This window comes from Paenibacillus campi (assembly GCF_034659835.1).
GTDB lineage: Bacteria > Bacillota > Bacilli > Paenibacillales > Paenibacillaceae > Saccharibacillus > Saccharibacillus campi.
The window spans coordinates 1-18,121 of the sequence record NZ_JAXSQZ010000006.1 but is presented as its reverse complement, the minus strand read 5'-3'; the positions used below and the strand labels follow the sequence as shown (position 1 = coordinate 18,121).

14 protein-coding genes and 1 riboswitch are annotated in these 18,121 nt (G+C 47.8%); of the genes, 8 read left to right on the top strand and 6 right to left on the bottom strand.

Going from position 1 to position 18,121, the window contains the following annotated elements:
* Nucleotides 1-163 precede the first annotated feature (163 nt).
* A complete protein-coding gene (nfsA, locus tag U1I11_RS14800) occupies nt 164-907 on the top strand; it encodes an oxygen-insensitive NADPH nitroreductase (RefSeq protein WP_322906916.1) in 744 nt (247 codons plus the stop codon).
* 273 nt (nt 908-1,180) lie between these two features.
* Here nfsA and U1I11_RS14795 read toward each other — a convergent pair whose 3' ends face one another.
* The 6 genes from U1I11_RS14795 to U1I11_RS14770 all read right to left on the bottom strand — a co-directional run bounded on the left by U1I11_RS14795 (nt 1,181) and on the right by U1I11_RS14770 (nt 6,692).
* Nucleotides 1,181-2,566 (bottom strand): MDR family MFS transporter, encoded by a 1,386-nt coding sequence (locus U1I11_RS14795; RefSeq protein WP_322906915.1) that lies wholly within the window; start codon nt 2,564-2,566, stop codon nt 1,181-1,183.
* 244 nt (nt 2,567-2,810) lie between these two features.
* The gene (locus U1I11_RS14790) at nt 2,811-3,596 is read right to left on the bottom strand and encodes a TatD family hydrolase (protein ID WP_322906914.1); all 786 of its coding nucleotides are present in this window, start codon (nt 3,594-3,596) and stop codon (nt 2,811-2,813) included.
* Nucleotides 3,593-4,453, bottom strand: coding sequence for an ABC transporter ATP-binding protein (locus U1I11_RS14785; protein ID WP_322906913.1), 861 nt, complete (start codon nt 4,451-4,453; stop codon nt 3,593-3,595). The genes U1I11_RS14790 and U1I11_RS14785 overlap by 4 nt, the downstream gene beginning before the upstream one ends.
* A 1-nt stretch (nt 4,454) precedes the next feature.
* On the bottom strand, nt 4,455-5,237 hold the full coding sequence (locus U1I11_RS14780; protein WP_322906912.1) for an ABC transporter permease: 783 nt from the start codon (nt 5,235-5,237) through the stop codon (nt 4,455-4,457).
* Nucleotides 5,237-5,527: an MTH1187 family thiamine-binding protein gene (locus U1I11_RS14775; protein ID WP_322906911.1), complete on the bottom strand. Its 291-nt coding sequence runs from the start codon at nt 5,525-5,527 to the stop codon at nt 5,237-5,239. Before U1I11_RS14775 ends, U1I11_RS14780 begins: the two co-directional genes overlap by 1 nt.
* A gap of 184 nt (nt 5,528-5,711) precedes the next feature.
* Nucleotides 5,712-6,692: an ABC transporter substrate-binding protein gene (locus U1I11_RS14770; protein WP_416235627.1), complete on the bottom strand. Its 981-nt coding sequence runs from the start codon at nt 6,690-6,692 to the stop codon at nt 5,712-5,714.
* A gap of 164 nt (nt 6,693-6,856) precedes the next feature.
* Nucleotides 6,857-6,966: riboswitch (TPP riboswitch) on the bottom strand.
* 152 nt (nt 6,967-7,118) lie between these two features.
* On the opposite strand from U1I11_RS14770, the gene U1I11_RS14765 reads away from it, so the two are divergent.
* From U1I11_RS14765 to U1I11_RS14735, 7 genes are all read left to right on the top strand, one after another.
* On the top strand, nt 7,119-7,535 hold the full coding sequence (locus U1I11_RS14765; RefSeq protein WP_322906909.1) for a pyridoxamine 5'-phosphate oxidase family protein: 417 nt from the start codon (nt 7,119-7,121) through the stop codon (nt 7,533-7,535).
* Nucleotides 7,536-8,038: 503 nt separating this feature from the next.
* Nucleotides 8,039-8,239, top strand: a complete 201-nt coding sequence (locus U1I11_RS14760) for an aspartyl-phosphate phosphatase Spo0E family protein (RefSeq protein ID WP_322906908.1) — start codon at nt 8,039-8,041, stop codon at nt 8,237-8,239.
* Between the two features lie 356 nt (nt 8,240-8,595).
* Nucleotides 8,596-10,272 carry a hypothetical protein gene (locus U1I11_RS14755; RefSeq protein WP_322906907.1) on the top strand — a complete coding sequence of 559 codons (1,677 nt, stop codon included), beginning with the start codon at nt 8,596-8,598 and terminating at the stop codon, nt 10,270-10,272.
* Between the two features lie 292 nt (nt 10,273-10,564).
* On the top strand, nt 10,565-12,853 hold the full coding sequence (locus U1I11_RS14750) for a bifunctional 2',3'-cyclic-nucleotide 2'-phosphodiesterase/3'-nucleotidase (protein WP_322906906.1): 2,289 nt from the start codon (nt 10,565-10,567) through the stop codon (nt 12,851-12,853).
* A gap of 974 nt (nt 12,854-13,827) precedes the next feature.
* Entirely contained in the window at nt 13,828-14,850 is a 1,023-nt protein-coding gene (locus tag U1I11_RS14745; protein WP_322906905.1) for an EAL domain-containing protein, read from the top strand.
* Nucleotides 14,851-15,445: 595 nt separating this feature from the next.
* Entirely contained in the window at nt 15,446-16,513 is a 1,068-nt protein-coding gene (locus U1I11_RS14740) for a copper amine oxidase N-terminal domain-containing protein (RefSeq protein ID WP_322906904.1), read from the top strand.
* 214 nt (nt 16,514-16,727) lie between these two features.
* Nucleotides 16,728-18,121, top strand: a 1,394-nt coding sequence (locus U1I11_RS14735) for a DUF5704 domain-containing protein (protein WP_322906903.1), incomplete at its 3' end; no start/stop codon positions are given.

The window sequence follows — 18,121 nt, the reverse complement described above, 5'->3', positions numbered from 1 at the left end:
GTTGATACAGCTTCATTGGGATAGGTAATGAGGGAAAAGCGGAGATAACTTCGTGTACACATCAATCCGTCTGCTATGTTTATTTGGCTTATGATGTGTTAATAATGTAATATACTTATGAAACATTAGCAGAGAACGATAAGCAGACAGGAGTGACTACCGGATGAATGATACAATCCGTTTATTAATGAATCACCGCTCGATCCGCAGCTACAAGCCGGATGCGGTAACCGACGAACAATTAGAAGCGATTGTGGCAGCAGGACAGATGGCGTCCAGTTCCAGCAATGTGCAAGCGTATAGCGTAATTGCAGTGAAAGACCCGGAACGTAAAGCAAGTCTGGCGCGTATGGCAGGCAGTCAGCGTTATATTGAAGAATGCCCTGTATTTCTCGTCTGGTGTGCAGACTTGTACCGCTTGCAGCATGCCGTGCAAAAGCATCAGCCTGATCAGGAATCGTATGCAGATGCGGTGGAGAACTTTATCGTCGCGACAGCGGACGTCACACTTGCCGCGCAAAATGCGGCGATTGCGGCAGAATCGATGGGGCTTGGTGTCGTGTACATTGGCGGGATTCGTACCGATATCGAAGGCGTATCCGAACTGCTCGCATTGCCGGAGCTAGTGTATCCGATTTATGGCATGTGCCTCGGTTATCCGAATCAAGAGCCAGGTTTGCGTCCACGCCTACCGCTTAAAGCGGTATTGCATCAAGAAGCGTATCAAGCGGACACGACGCTGCAAGCGGTGGAGGAATATGACCGCACGATGGTACAATATTTGTCCGAGCGTACCGGCGGTACCAAAACGACATCGTGGTCAGAGCAAATGGCGCAAAAGCTAACGACACCGTCGCGGATGCAGTTGAAGGCATTTTTGGACAAAAAAGGATTTAACAAGCGTTAAGACGAACTGGATGAGGTAATATTGATCGGGGATAGCCTAACGCATATCGATACCGGATAATGCAATCTTGAATCGTACATGTCGGTCTAGTATACAGCAAAGCCCGTGTCATCATAGCGTGCACTCTTTACAATGGACATCAGCAACCTCTTTGGGTAAATGAAGGCACATTGGGAGTGAACGATAGGATAACAGCGGGCTTTTTTGTTTTGCAAAAACCGGTATAAAGCGGTTCGGTGTCGTAAAATATGTTGTTTTCCCGAGCTGAACAAGCTACTGCTGCTGATTGAGCAGCTTACTGCTTGGTGGCAAAAATAACGCTACGAGCAAATTGAGCACCGCCACTGCAAGCATAAGCAGAAACACAGCATGAATGCCGCTGGCGATCTGTTCAGGGTTGTCCGCCGTCACGATCGAGTTGAATACGAGACCGAACACCGCGACACTGACCGTTTGACCGAGCGAGTTCATTAACGTATTGGTAGACGTTGCCACACTGCGCATACGGAAATCGACTGCCCCTTGAATGATGACCATCGATGGTGTCACAATACAGCCCATGCCAAGCCCAATCAGGATGAGCGAAGCGACGATCAGACCGTAGGATGAGCCAGCTTGCATCATCGCGACGAGCAGACTGCCGGCTATGACGAGTACGGAGCCGAAGACGACGAGCCATTTGGCACCGATCCGATACATCAGTCTGCCGGACAATGTGGAAGCGAGCGGCCATGCGATCGACATCGGCATAAGCGCCAGCCCTGCCATCGTCGCGCTGGAACCGGATACGTCCTGCATCCAGAGCGCACAATATACGGTCACCCCCATCACCATCCAGCGGGTCGTAAAACCGAGAATATAAGGAATATTCAGCACTGGATTGCGAAATAGGCTAAGCGGCAGCATCGGTTCAGCCGCGCGCTGCTCAATCCACAGAAACAGACCGAGAAAGACGATTGTAACGAGAAACATAATGATAATAACTGGCGAATTCCATGCATATTCCTCACCGCCAGTGAGCAGCGCGAGCAGTAATGCGGTCATCCCAATCGTAAACGTAATCGCACCTGCATAATCGATCGCTTTTTGCTGTTTGGCAAATGATTCGTGATAATACAGGAAAATAAACAAAATCGCGATCATGCCGACCGGTAGATTAATAAAGAAAATCCAGCGCCACGAAATATAATCGACAAAATAACCGCCGACAAGCGGCCCGAACAGACCGGCAATCGACCAGACGGACGAGAAAATACCTTGTACTTTGGCGCGTTCTTTGCCTGGATACAGATCGCCGACAATCGTAAATGTAACCGGTGTGAGCGCACCGGCACCAATCCCTTGCAAGGCGCGGTACCAGATTAGTTCGGTCATCGAGTCCGCCAATCCGCACAGCATCGAGCCGACGACGAACAGACCGAGCCCAATCGCAAATACGAGCCGCCGTCCGTACAGATCACCAAGCTTGCCGAAGATTGGGGTCGCGATACAGGTCGTTAATGTATAGACGGAGAAAATCCAGCTAATTAGGCTGAGCCCGCCAAGTGAATCAATAATGCGTGGTGAAGCGGTACTGACAACGGTTGAATCGAGCGCCCCGATGAACAGGGCAGCTAGCAAGCCTACCGTTACCATCGAGCGGTTCGTTTGCTTGGACATCGAAGCGGTTTCCTTCTTTCTGTATTGGACTTGAGCTATGAATGGCAAATAACGCCAAATGAATGCGTTCAATATCGTATCCGGTTCGCCCGATTCGGTCAAGTGGCAAAATAACGCAGCGGCAGCAAGCTACCGTTAGCGGATGCTGTCCGTCTGTCATTATCGCTCATCAAGAGCCAGCTAGCGTATTGGGACAGTATGGCGTGGAGCTGGTATGTTAGCAGCTCTACTAACGTATATAAGCTTATAACCGATACAGTTTGCGTGCATTATTATACAATTGCCGGGCGGCATCTGCTTCCTCTAACCCTTGAATATGCGCCCACGCACGGCATACATCCCGCACCATGCCTGGCACTGTCGGCTGTCCGGCAAACTGCCCTTCGAACCGCCACGGCCCATCTGTTTCGGTCATCACCAGCTCACGCGGATACATAGCGGCAAGCTGGCGAATTTCCGGTTCATACGCAATATCTGGCGTAAACGAAATATAATATCCGCTGCGTGCTAGCCGCTCCACTTGCGCCGCCGCGCCTTTAAACCAATGAAAGTGAGCGCGTGTAATGCGATGCTGTTCCAGTAGCTCGCATACGATATCAGCATCATCATAGACGGCATGCAGCACGACCGGCTTATCATAGCGTGCTGCCAGTTGCAAATGCTGCTCCAACAGATCGATATAACCTTGCTCGTAAATGGTATTGCCTGTGGTAGCTAGCTCCTGCCGCCGATAATACGGAAGACCGACTTCACCGATCGCGATCGCTTTGTCGATTCGTGCTTCGATCCAATCCAGCAACAGCTTCATTTGCTGAGCGGATGGCAGCGGCTGTTCCGGATGATAGCCATATGCCGGTCTGATGATGCCCGGATAAGCGCGTGCCAGCGACTCGGTGCGTTGACATGACTCCCGATTCATCGATACGGCAATAAGCGTATCCAGCCCAAAACGTGGCAGCTCGCGCATAATAGAACGTACGTCATGATCGTCATATTGATCGAGATGAATATGCGTATCGATCCATGTCATCGTCCACTCACCTCGGCGCGAAGCAGCTCGGTCAGCCGTCTGCGCAGCGCGATAAAGGATGGCGTATCGACCAATTGCTCACGCCGTGGTCGCTCAAACGGCACCTCGATTCGTTCCAGTACAGTGGCAGGACGATTGGACAGTACATAGATCGTATCAGACAGCAGCAATGCTTCTTCAATATGATGTGTAATAAAGACGACCGAGCGTCGATTGTCCTCCCAGATGCGCAGCAACCAGCTTTGCATTTCACTGCGGGTAAACGCATCCAGCGCACTAAACGGCTCATCCAGACAGAGCAGCGATTGCGGCCCGAGCAATGCGCGTAGAAAAGCGACCCGCTGCTGCATACCGCCGGATAGCGTATGCGGATACGCTTGCCTGAATTCGCTTAAGCCTACTTTATCCAGCCACGTCCGCGCCAGTTGTAACGATTCACGTTGCGGCAGCCCGGCAGTTTCGCGGGCGAGCACTACATTTTGCTCAATCGTACGCCACGGAAACAGTGCAGGTTGTTGCGGCATATAACCAGCGCGCCCTTTTTGCCCATTGATGCGTGTGCCTTGCAGCACAATATCGCCGTCATCGGGCAGCACTACACCGCCGATCATTTGCAGCAATGTGCTTTTGCCAGAGCCGGATGGCCCGATAATCGATACAAACTCGCCCTCTTGTACGGTAAGCGAGATATTTTCCATGACATGCAGCTGTTTTTTGCCTTTGCCAAATGTTTTGCGCAGTTGTCGCAGCTCCAAAAAAGGCGCGTCCAGTGGCGGGAGATCGGATACAACCAGATTAGTGAAACCGCTGTTTGATACTGGGGACGGATGAGCGGTGGAGCGATTGGGATCGTTCATGTCATTGTCCTCCTTGTGCGCTATGATTCGTTCGTTGCCAGCGAATGCACCAATGCTCCAGCAGCACGATCAGCGAAAACATAATTAGACTAAGTGCGATCACGATTAAAATCGCCACAAACATACGGTCGGTGCGAAAGGCGGATTGCTGCAATATCATATAATACCCAAGTCCTCGATCACTGCTAATCCATTCTGCAATAATTGCGCCCATAATGCTGTAGGTCGCTGCAATACGTAGCCCGGAAAAGACAGCCGGCAAACTGTACGGCAATTCCAGCTTCCAAAAGATTTGTCGGCGTGTCGCCCCGATCATCTCCATATAATTGAGCATCGTCCGATCTGTACTAGCAAGCCCACCGAGCGCTGCGACCGTAATCGGGAAAAAGCAGACGAGTACAATGACGATCAGCTTGGACATGATGCCAAAGCCGAACCAGATAATGAGCAGCGGCCCGAGCGCGATGACCGGAATATTTTGACTCAAAATAAGCAGCGGATACAGTGCCCGCCGTAAAAATGGCACGATATGCAGTATGCCTGCCACGACTAAGCCGATTAACACCCCGATGCCAAAACCTTCCAACGTCAATTGTAATGTTGCCCATGTATGCCCAAGCAAGCGATCATAGCTGCTGCTCGCTTCGATCACGATTCGTGCCGGGCTGGGGAGAATCCAGTCCTCGATCCGAAACAGCGATGTCGCCGCCTGCCAGATGAGCAGGAACAAAACGACCGCCCCTAAGGGCGGCCATATGCCTTTCCACCAGTCACGTATGGACATTAGCGATATTTCTCGGTCAAGCCGTCCATGCTAATGCCGTCCGGACTGTGCGCAATTTTGATCTGTGAAATGATGCTAGGGCTGCCCTTCTCCACAAGCGCCTCATGCATCTGCCGAACGATCTCAAGCAGCTCTGACAGCTCGCCTTCCATCGTCGTTTCGAGCGGATGAACTTCATATTTCACACCGGACGATTGAATGACTGCAATGGCAGCATCTACATAATCGTAGGCATGCTCACCCGGCTGTGTTTTGGGGATCACTTGAATGCTAAGCAGTGTGTTAGCCATGTGTACGACCTCCTTGAATGATAGTCAGCGAATGATAGTTATCAGTACATTAATGCTTGTATGCATAGTGTAGGCGGGAAAGCATCCTCCACTTCGGTACGGAATAAGGAATGAACTCCCAGCTCGCACTAGAATTTACGAACGAACGAGCAGAGTGGGTTGCTACAATTAAATTACTTCTAAATTACTTACTCCCCTGCGCAGCAGGCAGAAACTCATTCGTAAACGCTTTGCTAGCATCGAGCGGTTTTTCCAGCAGTTTCTGTTTGTACATCCAGTCGGCATAACCTGTCCAAACTTGTTCTTTTTGCAATCCCCACTGGGATGCATCATCTTGATAGCGTGGCGACAGCCATTCCTGGCTCGCTTGCACCAGTTTGGGATCGAGATCAGGCACCGCTTTGGTCAAGATGTCGGCAGCTTTGTCGGGATTGGCGATCGCGTATTCATAACCTTTGGCAGTCGCGCTCATAAACGCTTTCACCAACTCCGGGTTTTGTTGAATTTGCTGCTCATTGGTGACGATTACCGGTGTGTAATAGTCGAGGCTTGGCGAGTAATCTTTGACGTACAGCATATCGAGCGGTTCGCCGCGCAGCTTCGCTTCGATACCAGTCCAACCGTAATAAATCCAGGCGAAATCAATCCCTTTTTTGACGGCGGTAAAATAGTCTGCATCCCCGATATTAACGCTTTTCACTTTGCTCACATCGCCGCCATCGGTATCCATAATCGACTTCATGACCGCTTCTTCTATCGGAGAGCCCCATGCGCCATACGCTTTGCCTTCCATATCTTTGGGCGTTTTGATACCGCGATCGACCGGTGCGGCAAAACCGGACGTATTATGCTGAATGACCGCTGCGATCGAGACGAGCGGTACGCCTTGTACACGCGCTTGCGTAACGCTCTCCTGGTAGCTAATGCCAAACGGTACTTTGCCTGACGCTACAAGCGTATCCGCGCCGCCCTGACCCGGCTGGATTATGTCTACATTCAGACCGGCATCCCGGTAATATCCCATTTGCTGGGCGACATACAGACCGGTATGGTTCGTATTGGGCGTCCAATCTAGTACGACCTGTACATTTTTAAGCGCTGGTGTTGTGTTGCCGTTAGCGGCGGTGGAAGATGTGGTCGTATCTTTTTGAGCGCATGCTGTCATGACGAGTAGTGCGGCTGCCATGAGCAGCATGCCAAGCGTCGTTCCGATTTTTCTCATTTCTGTTATTTCTCCCTTCGTCCTAACCCCATTTGTCAGTCAACGATCTGTATAAATGAAAAAAGCGCCCCGGATCGGGACGACATAGGTTCATATATGAGCTTACATACATGGCATGTGCTGCTTCCTACGCTGGCATTATCCAGATCAGGTCATAAGGGTCTGTATTCATTCAATACACTCTCAGCCGGCTTCCTCCAGCTCCCCACACGTTATGCGCTTTTTCTAGGTGTAATTATAGACGAGCTGGCATCTACTGTCCAGCAGGCGAGCAGGACGAGTGAGCGGTTCAGCTTGGAACAGAGCGGGTATGTAACGAATGGAGACATAATATCCCATTTTGATTTGAACTGCGAAAGGAGCTTGATCATGAGTACAGCAACTACAGAACAAGCAATCATCAAAGCCCTGTCGAACAATCCGTTTTGCTCATTTGGCACAGTGGAGAACAATAAGCCGCGTGTCCGTTATATGGCAGTATACAATGATGGATTACAAATTCATCTTGCCACGGACCGCAAAACACATAAAGTAGAAGAATTGGAACAAAACCCGAATTGCTATTTGCTGCTTGGCTACGAAAAAGGCGGCAATGAAGAAGTCGTACAGATCGAAGCGACCTGCAAAGTGTCCAGTGACAGTGAGCTGAAGCAACGCGTCTGGAAAGACGAGTTCAAAAAGTGGCTGGATGGCCCGGATGATCCGGATTATGTCGTGCTCGATATTACACCGCAATCGATCGAATATATCGATCAAGACGGCAATCGTCAAACATGGGCAGGTTAAGCCAAGTCATTGACCAGGCAGTCATCCGACAAAATCAGCGTGATCTGATACACTATAAGCGAACCTACGGCATCGTTGCCAGGGTTCGCTTTTTGCTTTATTTGACCGGGTTTGCGCCGGAATGCACGTTTATTCGTTATCGAATTTTGTAATATTACGGGATGAAAAGTGAATGCGCAAAACGGATTTTTTGTCAGTTTTTGCTTCCATTATCAGGATAAAATAGGGACTGAAGGAACTTGAAACAAGTTGTGCAATTAAGGTATAACGAATATAAAGCTACAAATTTTAGTTATTAAGCATGTGGCTCGTCATGATTGTATAGCGCAAAGAGCACATGACTATTTTTTATAGCAGGACATCGCAGCGGTGCGGGATGGAGCAATCCTACCGGCATAGGCGATGCCGTTGCCATACGGAGTTTTGTCCATAGCTGAAGCTGTTTCGCTTGCCAGCGTAGCCTATGGATGCCGGAAGGGTTAATCGACGGGAGGTGGTTTCCTTTGGATCTGCAAAAGATGGAGCAACAAATCGAGCAGGAGCGCCGGATATTGAATCAGATGGCTGCCGAGCATGGCATTTGCGACCACCGCGTAATCGATCAGTCTGAGCAACTGGATCGAATTATGGATTCCTATCTGCATCATAAACAGCGTAAAAACAAAAAATTGTCGCCTAATCTTGGCGAAGACTGTTTCTCTTAAGCGCTCATGTTAGCAGCGAGATCAATATACAGGCGTCCGATCGGCAGCTTGCCGGATAGGGCGCTTTTTTGTGTTTGGTAGCTTGGCTTATTCTCATTTATAGTATGCTGCCTATTTTAAAAAAAGGAATCGAAGCGGCTTAAATTTTCAAATGAATGATGTTTAACGTACAGTTAGTGCGTACATGTGCAAGATGAGCGAATATTCAGCTAACATCCTTAAAAAGTGCCTGCTTGCCATTGCCCGATTGTGTTAGCGGGGATATGGTTTATAGGCGAAAACAAGTTTATTGCCAGCAGCAGCGTCCATACAGCATACTGTGAATCATTCATTTGAATGCAGAAAGGACGATACGCATGACGAACGATCACGATCTCATCCTATCGATGTCACCGGATAAGCAATTTTTGATACAGCAAGCGATGCAGGAGTTAGACGCTCGTTATGATGCTAAGACAGCGCTAATCTGGGGCGAGCACGGTTTGCACGATACACGGGAAAGCGCCCATTATGCGCTCGGATTGCTGCTGCGCGGCGGTGCGGACGAGTGTAAGGTAGCGAGCGAAATGATCGGACAGGTGCTGAATATGCAGTTTCGACAGCCAGGTGAACTGTATGATGGCACATTCAACACAGCGCTGGAACGTCCGTTGCCGCCAGCGGGCTATACCGCATGGGGCAGCTTTTCGCCTGGATTTGCTTATGCCGGTTCAGATGCGCTGGATGAAGTGTATCGACGTTTTGCACAATATAGCGGGCTGACCGATAATGAGGAGTTGGCACAACGGTTTCGGCAGGCGACCGATGAAGTGTTTCCGCGCGTATGGGAAAGCTTTGATCCGAATTGGCGTGAATTTATCGCCTCGACATTTGCGGTCATATTAGCGCATTTTGAAGCGGATTTGTCGTTGGAACTCGTGCAACGTATCGATGAGGCGATGAAGCTAACGGTAGCGACATCGCTGGAACGGTATCGTACGCAATCGATTCCGACCAATACGAATATTGAGCTGATGCATCTGTTTATCACGCATTATTATGGACATCGCTATGGACAGGCGGAATGGATCGATCATGCCGAACAAGGTGCGATTGCGTTACATAACGATTATATGGAGCTGCATTCATTTGCCGAATTTAATTCCAGCACATATTATGGCGTCGATCTGACGGTGCTGGGCATGTGGCGGACGTACGGACGCACAGCATCGTTTCGCAGCATCGGGCTAGCGCTGGAACATGGGTTGTGGCAGGATATTGCGGATTTTTACCATCCCGTACTTGAAAATATTTGTGGCCCGTTTGCACGTAGCTATGAAAATGATATTACTGAGCATAGTTCGATCGGTGTGCTGCTCTATTTGGCGCTTGGCGAGTCACATCGCCATCTCACCCGTGTCAATTGCGAAACGAGTCATAATCCGCTGATTGCGCTAGTTGGAGTAGACATGCAAGAGCAGACACGGGCACAGCTTCGTTCGTGGGGAGGGGAGCGCTTTGTCACCCATCGGTTCCGTGAGCTGTGTGAACGCGATCTGCCGGGGCATAATCGCCATCTATGTACGGCAAAAGCATGGATGAGCGAGCGGCTGATGATCGGCGGTCTGTCTGGTAGTCGCAATACGAACGGGCAGATGCATCATGCGACCGCCCACTGGATGACGGCGGATGGACAGCGGTATTCGCTGCGTATGGTACGTAGACAGCAAGGGCAGAGCTGGAATACGCATTTGCGTGGAATGAGCTTTGAAGTGGATGTGGAGACGCGCAGACTGCATATTGCAGCAACGTTTCGGACAGCATTGCCGATGGAGCTTGTGTTTGAGCTGGATGGGCCGGAGCTAGCACAAATTCGACTGACGCCGGAAAGCTGGTATTTGCCCGGACTACAGATCGATGTGGACACCGCTGCTGCGCCATCTACACTAGTGCAGACATGTGCACGCGCTGAAATTGTATACACCATTTCCGGGGACGCGAAATGTGCGGCTGAACAGGAGCTGCGGTTTAGGCTAACATTTGCCGAACAATGACATTAACATTCTTTTTTTGACTTAATTTTTAAAAAATAGCAAAGAAACGTTAACTTCTACTTCAAATATGGGAAGCAATAGTATACAATTTTACCAAGCAATTGCACGCAAGGACGTTTGTTCACTTCCATTTTACCACTGGTCAATATTTAGTTAGAGAGAGATCAAAACGCTCTGTCTACGCGGTTCCTACATAGTTGGCTGTTGCCAACCTGTTTTACCGACCGTGTTTGGAAGCGATACAAAATGACTAGGATACGTGCTCAACATTACGCGGAAGGGGTTATGCATTTTGAAACTAGGAAAAAAGACTATTCGCAAAGCAGTGACCGCTTTGGTCGCACTGCAACTGTTTGCCGTGACCGCCGTTCCGGTATTCGCAGCCGAAACGACAGGGAATGCCGTCGTTAAAATTCGTCTGATGGAGACGACTGATATTCACACGAACGTCGTTAACTATGACTATTATTCTGACAAGCCGACCGATGAATACGGCTATGCCAAAACCGCCACACTGATCAAACAAGCCCGTGCTGAAGCGAAAAACAGCGTGTTGATCGACAATGGCGATCTGCTGCAAGGCACACCGCTAGGCGATTATATGGCAAAGGTAAACCCGCTGAAGCCGGGCGAAGTCCATCCGGTCTACAAAGCGATGAATCAATTCGGCTATGATGCAGGCAACTACGGTAACCACGAGTTCAACTATGGTCTGGACTTTCTCGCCAATGCAGTCAAAGGCGCTAACTTCCCGTATGTAAATGCCAACATCTATACCGATGATGGCACAGGCAAAGGCGAGAAAAACTATTTTACCCCTTACCTGATTCTCGACAAAAAAGTAACCGATGAAACCGGCAAAACGCATAATTTGAAAGTGGGCGTGATCGGCTTCGTGCCACCGCAAATTATGCAGTGGGACAGCGCGAATTTGAACGGCAAAGTCGTCGTCAAAGATATCGTCGAAACCGCCCAAAAATTCATCCCACAAATGAAAGCAGAAGGTGCAGACATCATTATCGCGGTGCCGCACTCCGGCTTTGAAGATATTCCGCAAACCGAATTGATGGAAAACTCAGTGCTGTATTTGAGCAAAGTTCCTGGCATCGACGCAATTATGTTCGGTCATGCGCATAAAGTATTCCCAAGCAGCGACTTTGCTGGCAAAACCGGTGTCGATCTGGCAAAAGGAACGATTAATGGCGTACCTTCCGTGGAGCCGGGCTTCTGGGGCGATCATCTCGGTATTATCGATATGGAGCTGATCCAGGATGGAAACAAATGGAAAGTGACCCACTCGACGGTTGAAGCGCGTCCCATTTATGACAAAGCGACCAAATCGGCACTCGTAGGCGCGGATCAAAGCGTCGTCGATTCCGTATACAAAGAGCACGAACAAACGCTCGATTACATTCGTGGTCCAGTCGGCACAACGACAGCCCGCATTACGAGCTATTTTGCACTCGTCAAAGACGATCCATCGATCCAGATCGTAACGAACGCACAGAAATGGTATTTGCAGCAAAAGTTGCAAGGTACAGATTATGAAAGCTTGCCGATCCTGTCCGCAGGTGCACCATTTAAAGCAGGCGGACGTTCTGGTGCAAACTACTACACGGATATCCCGGCAGGCACGATCGCGATTAAAAACGTATCCGATCTGTATGTGTATCCAAATACCGTCTACGCTGTAAAAGTGAACGGAGCGGAAGTGAAAAACTGGCTGGAATGGTCGGCAGGTCAATTCAACCAGATCGATCCGTCCAAAACAGCCGAACAGCCGCTAATTAATATGGACTTCCCAACGTACAATTTTGACGTGATCGATGGGGTGACGTATCAAATCGATGTCACTCAACCGGCAAAATACGATGGCAAAGGCAATATTATCAATGAAGCTGCCAATCGTATCGTCAATCTAGAGTATAACGGCAAACCGATCGATCCAAAGCAGGAGTTTATCGTAGCGACGAACAACTATCGCGCATCTTCGTCCAAGCTGGCGAACCCGGATGGCAAGCGCATCGTACTCGCTGCGCCGGATGAGAACCGTCAAGTGATCATCGACTATATTCGTGAAAACAAAACGATTAATCCGACCGCTGATGGCAACTGGTCGTTCGCTCCAATCAAAGGTAAAGCGAATGTCACGTTCAACACATCGCCTAACGCCCAAAGCGCATTGTCCACCAAAGCAGCTGTAGCGGGTGCAGGTGAAGCGATCGCTTATGCAGGCAGTGCGGCAGACGGATTTGCTAAATATACGATCGATCTGTCGCAGGCAGCTGCACCGGCAACAGGCAGTGAGCCAACGAAACCGGTAACTCCGGCAAAACCAGTGACACCGAGCAAACCGGCTACACCTGCGACTACACCAGCAACACCAGCGAAGCCAGTCACACCGGTGAAAACACCTGCCAAAGATACAGCTGAACAAACGTATACAGTTAAACGTGGTGACAATCTGTACCGAATCGGTCTGAAATATGGCGTATCTTGGGAAGAACTGGCGAAATTCAACAAGATTACAGACCCTAAACGTTTGCAAGTCGGAGATGTGCTTGAAATTCCAGTAAGCTGATTGTCCGCTACATGAATGGGATGAAGCCGAGAGCTGTGGTGTATAACACCACGGCTTTTTGCTTAAGTGTAGGTTGGCTGCTCGCTCATCATTTATGCTTCTTTAAAGTGAATAGTATCAATACATGTGATTGATGTGCATTCATTTTGGGTAAATACAAATATTTGTGAGCAATAATTCATGTACGATCATTGTATGATCATGCAATAGGTTGAATATACCTTACAATGAATAAAAGTTAAGAAACTAAATTATATACAAAGGATAAACCGGAACTTGAGTCTGCTTGCGTCTGAAATGTGTGCAGGGGGAAGCTTGTTAGCGGTCGGTGTGCGCTGTGAATACGGTATCGGTTGGATAGTTAACGCTGCAAGTGCCTAGTAGATTGTCTCAAATACATTTACGGTTTGTCGATCTAACCATTGCTTGATGATGAATCGGTTAACGTACGTTCAAAAACAATTTCCATTTGAGACAGACTACTAGTACATTGACCAAGTTAAATGTTAATTTTGATTGTGTACTGAAATGCTGATCAATGCGACCTTAAAACAGATTCAATATTCAAATTAATTTCGGTCAAGGTAATAGTAGCCTGTCTTACGTATATTTACAGTCGGTCGATCTAACGATCGCTTGATGAGGAATAGATTAAGGTGCGTTTAAACACGATTTTGACTTGAGACAATCTATTAGGGCGTGTCTTCAAACTGCTTTTTAGGCAGTTCGATGCGTTTTTTTCATTAGATTACGCTTGTATACGCAGCGCAACTCACTTAAAACGCGACCAACTTAAATAATAAAATGACAACGCTAAAAGTTTGAAGACACTGCCTAGCTTGGTAGCACGAGGCGTTTTGTTAGCTTTGTTATAAGAAAGATACAGTCTACAGTGGCATTCTGATCTGTACGAGCGTGCATAGCGTGCAGCAGCTTTGTTTAAGATTAGCCTATTGCACCTGGGGAGGGTAACTATGAATTGTAGCGAATGCAGCTATATTCAACCAATTGAAGATCAAGGAGTCGTGTCATTGCGGCCGATGACGGATTCGTTGGAACAGATGCTGATAGGGCAAGATTTTCAGTACGTAGTAATTGAAAAAACAGTATCAATCGATTATTATTCGCGAGAACAGATGCTGGATATTTTACAATGGGTGTGCCGATTGCCTATGGTGGAAGGAAGCGATTTGCAGGTGGGAATTTGGGGAGTAGGCAATATTGGAGGGGAGCCTTCCTGGCTTCCGGCAACGGTGATTATCTCCCGCTTGCAAAATTATGACATTGTAGATATTATCCGAAGACGTCAATTTACGAGCCATATGCAACCGATTGTCGACGCACAAGAGCAGGTGATCGCATACGAGTTTTTGCTGCGTCCGATTGTGGATGGGCCTTCTTTTCAGCCACATCGGCTATTTGATATCGCGCATCGGACAGGATTGCATTCGTTTTTGGATCGGGCGGCACGTATATCCGCGATTGAGACGAGTGCAGCGCATTTGCCATGTGGGATTAAGCGGTTTATTAATTTTTTGCCGTCATCGATTTACAATCCGCAATATTGTCTAAGCCATACTTTTGCTGCGATTGAGCGGTTAAAGCTGGAGCCAAAAGATTTCGTATTTGAAGTAGTCGAAACGGAAAATATTTTGCATATGCCTAAGCTACAGGAAATTTTTGATGTGTATCGCAGCAATGGTATTTTTGTGGCGCTGGATGATGTGGGCTCCGGCTACTCCAAGCCTGAACTGATCGACAAGCTTAAGCCCGATTATGTGAAGATCGATCGTGGACTGATCGATTACTGTGATCAAGACAAAGCGAAGCAACGGCAAATTATGCACATCGTAGAGCGTTCACTGGAAGCAGGCAGTCAGGTGCTGGCAGAAGGAATCGAACGACGCGAGGAGTTTGAATTTTGTCGCAGCATCGGCATTGATTTGGCACAAGGCTATTTGTTTGGCAGACCAGCAGAGCAGCCGTTAGTTAGGTGAGTCGTTGGGAGAATGGATATTGACAAGTGTGTACAAGTCTTTTAAGCTAAGTTTAAATCAATAATGACATGTGAAGCACACATGATTCCTAGGTGGGGATTATGTGTGCTTTTTAGTTGTTTCGGTAAGGTTGGAAGGAAACAGAAAGGTGGGGAAGGGGAAGGGGAAGGGGGTTGTATAGTTTGGAGCAGATGAATGATCGTTTACGGTTGTCAGTGGATAGTTTCGAATCACTTCATTTCGAATGACTTTATTTCGAATGACTTCATATGGAGTCGAAATGGTTTGTTTTATGTTCACCAGTCATTTTGCCAGCGTAGGCTGATGGGGCGTGCAAAAAAGGATGTTAATGGACAAATGATAACGAGATAACTTGAACAAATGATCTTGAAAAATGATGAAGAATGAACACGTATATATTTGATGTCCTAATATATTGCAATTAAATTATAAAAACTGGATGCACTACCGATAAAATGAAGAAGGATCACCTGTACGATCTGTCCTTGTTACGATACGTACGCTGTATGAGTTGACCTTACGTATCGTAATATGTAGCCGTACATAATGAGATGAACTTGAGGAGGAATTGAGCATGACAAAACAAACAACTGTAGCACAGCAGGTAACAGAGAACAAAGGCGCGATGGAAAGTGGGAAACGGTACACGATGGCGAATGTGAAAAAATCAATCCCGCCGCAGCGGCTCGCGAACATGATGATGGTGTCATTGGTGGGAGTCAGTCTGATTGCAAGTGCTGTACTTTTGTATCGTCCCCATACGACAGCGGCGGCAGTCCCAACATCTGCTATCGAAGTGCTGCTCCATGCGCGTAAAATGGCATTTCCGGATGCCAAACCTTTTCAAGATGAGCACGATGCGGTTATGGTGCCTATTCGTTTTATTTCGGAAAAGCTAGGCGCACAGGTCGGTTATTTGAATCGGAGTGGACAGCAAATCGTAACGCTACAAACGGCTCAGCATAGCGTGACACTGACGGTCGGCTCAGCAACAGCGGTAGTGGATGGGCAGAGCAAGACGTATGATAGCCAAATTATAGTGAAACAGCAGCGGACGTATGTGCCATTACGGCTAGTGAGTGAAGGGCTGGGACAGACGGTGGAGTGGGATCAGGTGGGGAAGTGGGTGTGGATTGGGGGGAAGGTGCCGCCTACGGTAGATGAGTTGGGGCTGGTTAAGGAAAATCTAAATCCTTACAAATCTTATTTTGCTAAAAAGCCAAATTGGTTGAATAACGAGTTTGGAGAACCTTATCAATATGTTATAAAAATCAAACCTTCAAATTTTCCATTATTGCTATCTGATTATATCTATAGTATCGATTTGTATACATTTCATGATAACAGTGCTTATACCGGTAGAACATATATCCGAGTAAGAAGTGATGCATGGTCGCCTAATTTGTATCTTTTAACTAACAAGGGCGACGTACGTTATAGATACGATCGTAAAGATTTAATGAAGAAAAACAATGATGGGACGGTCTATACATTTTATGCTATTTATTCTGAAAGAGATGAACTTCTCGATAATATTAAAGACGCTAAACCACTAACAATTCAGGATATCAAGTATGTAGGATTTCATACTAATTCTTCAAAAGATAGTTTGATTTTAATGGATAATCCATGGAGAGAATGATATGAAATGGTCTAAATGGCTTAATAAAAACAAGTATTATAGTGTATTTTTGATTCTGGTACTTTTTACTTTTTATATTTTATTTTCATCCGTACTTGGTTCCTATAGTGTACAAGCAGCCGATGTCTCTACGCCATTAAAGTATTATCAAGATGATTCAGAGAATACAATGAAAGCTAACTACAGGTATTTTGTTGGTATGATGTATTACGATATGTGGCATGGGTCAACATGGGCAAGTGGTAAAGCACCAAATAGAGGCGACTCTGGTACAGCAGAACAAGATTATCAATTTTCGTTTCCTGGGCGGACGATAAAAAGTATAGAAGTTAGTTTATACAAACATGATGCGCAAAATGCTATCTACTTTGAATCATCCAGAACAGAAAGACCTGAAGATGGAAAAACTATATGGCAAAAATACGTTGCTGCTATATCCATTGGAACGGAAGATAGTGCACTTACTTATAATAAAAGTGGAATTGGAACAGATACGGCTACGATTCCAACGGCTATTGTAATTAAGTTAAATGCAGACTCTCCTGAAGATATTACGAATAGTTGCACAACTCAATGCAGTCCCAATACTACTGGCTACCGCATCTACACACCTGTCCTGTTCCAAATCGAACTCACAGCCGACCTAAGCGTCCATTACAAAACGATCGACGGCAAATCGCTTAACGACATCTTCCCGCCGCGCATCGAACACATGAAGCCAGGCACTACATATGAATTCCAACCCCCAACCCATGAAGGTTACACCTATGCCGGCTACAAAAAAACAACCGATGGCAGCGATCCGTCGACAGCACAAGCGATCACCAAAGGACATCCGCCAGCTTTACAGCCGTATACCGGATCATTTGAACAGTATCGCATCTACCAATACTACGAAGTCGGACAACCGTGTCAACCGGGTCAAACGAGTGCCGACAATGAACAGTGTGAAGATGAAGCGCCGGCTTCCGACGGAAAAGGAGGATGTGCGTATACGATCCTGCCGCCCATATCAGCCCAAACGATGAGTAACCAACAGCTAAACCCCGAAGCTGCCGCCCACATTTTGAGCGATGATCGGGCGAATGGACGGCATTTTGATGCGACCCAAGGCATACCCACGAGTGAATATGTGTACGCCAATGCGTGGGGATATGCGTATTTGTTCCAGCATACATTTGCCGAAAGGAAAGGCACGATCCGGTATGACTGCGAAGTGAGGGTACGGTATAGCCTCAAGTGGCAAGAAAAGAACAGCCGCAAAACATGGAGCACACGCACCGCCAGTGAGACCAAAACGTATACGTTTAGCTTCACACGTCCGTATGCGTACTGGCAAATTCAGCAACTGCAAGTGTTGGGCATCGCCCAAGCGAAAGTAACGAATCATGCCTTGCCCGGCGGTACCGTGACGCTGCCAGCCGCGCATTACATGCCGCCGACGTTAACGAAGGAAGCCAGTACGGAGGTGAAGGATCATGTGCGTCCAGCTAACTCTGGCTCGATGACGTATAGCCCGAGCACGCTAGATGGAGGGAAATCGGGTCGACCTTCGCTGCCGAATGACCAAAGCAAGCTTCAACATCAAGTAGACAGCCAGACCGATGA

What these genes read in the sequence shown, in the direction of transcription:
- U1I11_RS14795 (WP_322906915.1), bottom strand. Translation starts at nt 2,566, where the DNA reads ATGTCCAAGCAAACGAACCGCTCGATGGTAACGGTAGGCTTGCTAGCT.
- U1I11_RS14780 (WP_322906912.1), bottom strand. Translation starts at nt 5,237, where the DNA reads ATGTCCATACGTGACTGGTGGAAAGGCATATGGCCGCCCTTAGGGGCG.
- U1I11_RS14745 (WP_322906905.1), top strand. Translation starts at nt 13,828, where the DNA reads ATGAATTGTAGCGAATGCAGCTATATTCAACCAATTGAAGATCAAGGA.
- U1I11_RS14790 (WP_322906914.1), bottom strand. Translation starts at nt 3,596, where the DNA reads ATGACATGGATCGATACGCATATTCATCTCGATCAATATGACGATCAT.
- U1I11_RS14785 (WP_322906913.1), bottom strand. Translation starts at nt 4,453, where the DNA reads ATGAACGATCCCAATCGCTCCACCGCTCATCCGTCCCCAGTATCAAAC.
- U1I11_RS14775 (WP_322906911.1), bottom strand. Translation starts at nt 5,527, where the DNA reads ATGGCTAACACACTGCTTAGCATTCAAGTGATCCCCAAAACACAGCCG.
- U1I11_RS14770 (WP_416235627.1), bottom strand. Translation starts at nt 6,692, where the DNA reads ATGACAGCATGCGCTCAAAAAGATACGACCACATCTTCCACCGCCGCT.
- U1I11_RS14765 (WP_322906909.1), top strand. Translation starts at nt 7,119, where the DNA reads ATGAGTACAGCAACTACAGAACAAGCAATCATCAAAGCCCTGTCGAAC.
- nfsA (WP_322906916.1), top strand. Translation starts at nt 164, where the DNA reads ATGAATGATACAATCCGTTTATTAATGAATCACCGCTCGATCCGCAGC.
- U1I11_RS14740 (WP_322906904.1), top strand. Translation starts at nt 15,446, where the DNA reads ATGACAAAACAAACAACTGTAGCACAGCAGGTAACAGAGAACAAAGGC.
- U1I11_RS14755 (WP_322906907.1), top strand. Translation starts at nt 8,596, where the DNA reads ATGACGAACGATCACGATCTCATCCTATCGATGTCACCGGATAAGCAA.